The 2,154-nt window shown below is 25.2% G+C and carries 1 protein-coding gene and 1 pseudogene; one reads left to right on the forward strand and one right to left on the reverse strand.

The genetic code is table 11. From position 1 onward, the window contains the following. Positions 1 to 94 precede the first annotated feature (94 nt). Positions 95 to 1,417 carry an MATE family efflux transporter gene (locus HZY83_RS01640; protein WP_218925302.1) on the forward strand — a complete coding sequence of 441 codons (1,323 nt, stop codon included), beginning with the start codon at positions 95 to 97 and terminating at the stop codon, positions 1,415 to 1,417. Positions 1,418 to 1,497: 80 nt separating this feature from the next. Here the strand turns inward: HZY83_RS01640 and HZY83_RS01645 are convergent. Further along, positions 1,498 to 2,154, reverse strand: a pseudogene (locus HZY83_RS01645) (hypothetical protein); the annotation flags it as partial.

Below are 2,154 nucleotides of genomic sequence, written 5' to 3' on the forward strand. Positions count from 1 at the left end.
ACAAAAAATAAAATATTTTATTTTCAAAAAATTAATTTTTATTATATATGTATTAATGACAAAAAATTTAATTAAATATTTTTAGGAGAAACATTTGAGTAATTTTAATCAAAAATTCAATATTTATACATTATTAAAATCTACAATACCTGTTGTAGCTATGCAAATATTCCTTGCATTATACACAATAGTTGATGGAGTTTTTGTGTCTAGACTTATCGGAACAGATGCTTTAGGGGCTACAAATATCGTTATGCCTGTAATTTCTGTTATGTTAGCGCTAGGTTTAATGCTAGCAACAGGAGGCAGTGCTATTGTTGCTTTTCAATTAGGAGAAGGGAAGGACGATAGTGCTAGACAAAATTTTTCAATGTTAACAGCAGTAACTTTATTAATAAGTCTAATTTTTGTTATATTAGGTATATTTTTTACTAAAGATATAGTTATATTACTCGGAGCTAGTGAGGCTCAAATTTATCACGCTATAAAATATTTAAAAGTATTTTTATTATTAGCTCCTATATTATTTTTACAAGTATTATTTTCTATATTTTTGGCAACTGCTTCAAAGCCAAATATAGCTTTAATTTCTACTATTATTGCAGGATTTACTAATGTTATTCTTGATTATTATTTTATTGTAAATTTAAATATGGGGATAGCTGGAGCTGCATACGCAACTATAATAGGATATTCTATTCCTGCATTAATAGGATTTTTATTTTTCTTTCTTAATAAAAAAGGATTGTTTTTTGTAAAACCTATATTTATAAAAAAAGTTTTGTATCAAGCTAGTTTCAATGGCTCTTCGGAAATGTTAACTAATATAGCTAATGCTATATCAACATTTTTATTTAATATGATGTTTATGAAGTTTTTTGCTGATAATGGGGTAGCTTCAATAGCTATTATTATGTATTTTCAATTTGTATTATCTGCAATATTTTTCGGTTATTCGCTGGGAGTAGCTCCTATCATTAGCTTTAAATACGGTAGTCGTGACAAAAAACAACTAAAATATATAATTAATTCTAGTTTGAAATTTGTTATAATAAGTGGAATCGTAATATACTTTATCGCTATATCATCAATTTCTTATGTTCTACAAGTTTTTACAGAAAAGGGTAGTGAAGTATATAATATCACAATTTCAGGATTTTATATTTTTGCATTAGCATTTATATTAGAAGGAGTCAGTATTTTTGTATCTGCAATGTTTACTGCATTTTCTAATGGACGAGTATCATTAATAATATCATTTTTTAGATCATTGATATTCTTAGTATTATCTATTATTTTATTACCTACGTTATTTGGAGAAATAGGTATATGGTTAGCTTTACCTACTGCCGAATTTTTCGCTATAATTGTTTCACTATATTTCTACACTACAAACAAAAAGAAATACGGGTATTAATTTATCTATTATGTTGTTGAATATAAAATTAATAAAAAAGATGGTTAAAAACAACCATCTTTTTATTTGTATTTACAAAATTAATTTCTCAATTTTATTATATTATAATAAATTTTAGAAGTTATAGTGTAGACTACAATATAAAATAAAGCGAAGATTACAAATGTTCCTATCATCGTAGTTATGAAAATCCCATTATCAGGCAGTTCAAATAGTTTTAATAATTTTTCTATAAATGGATAAGCTACAGTTACGTGTATAATAGCCACTACCAGAGGAGAGAAGAAAATCATCAAAATTTGTGAACGAATTGATTTTTTTATATCAACTTCATCTAGGCCTACCTTTTGCATAATATCAAATTTTTCTCTATCTTCGTATCCTTCAGAAATTTGTTTGTAATACATTATCATTACTTGAGAAACTACAAATATTAAGCTTATAAATATTCCTATAAATAAGAATGAAGCTATAAATCCAAATATATAAGCAACTCCTTCTGCCTTATTAGAACCCATAACGAACATCTCTGTTCTATTATTTTCACTATTTTCATTATTTTGTTTATTAAAATCCTGTACAGTATCTAGAATATTTTTTTCTATATCTTCTTTATTTTTGCTATCAGATAAATCAAAAGCATAGTAATATTCTATCCAATTATTCGCTATTTTATACGGATCTTGATTTTCATCAAAAGATTTTTCTTTTAAGTTATTAATAACATTAATATCTGT

It is taken from the genome of Gemella sp. GH3, assembly GCF_013415425.1.
In the GTDB taxonomy this organism is placed as follows: domain Bacteria; phylum Bacillota; class Bacilli; order Staphylococcales; family Gemellaceae; genus Gemelliphila.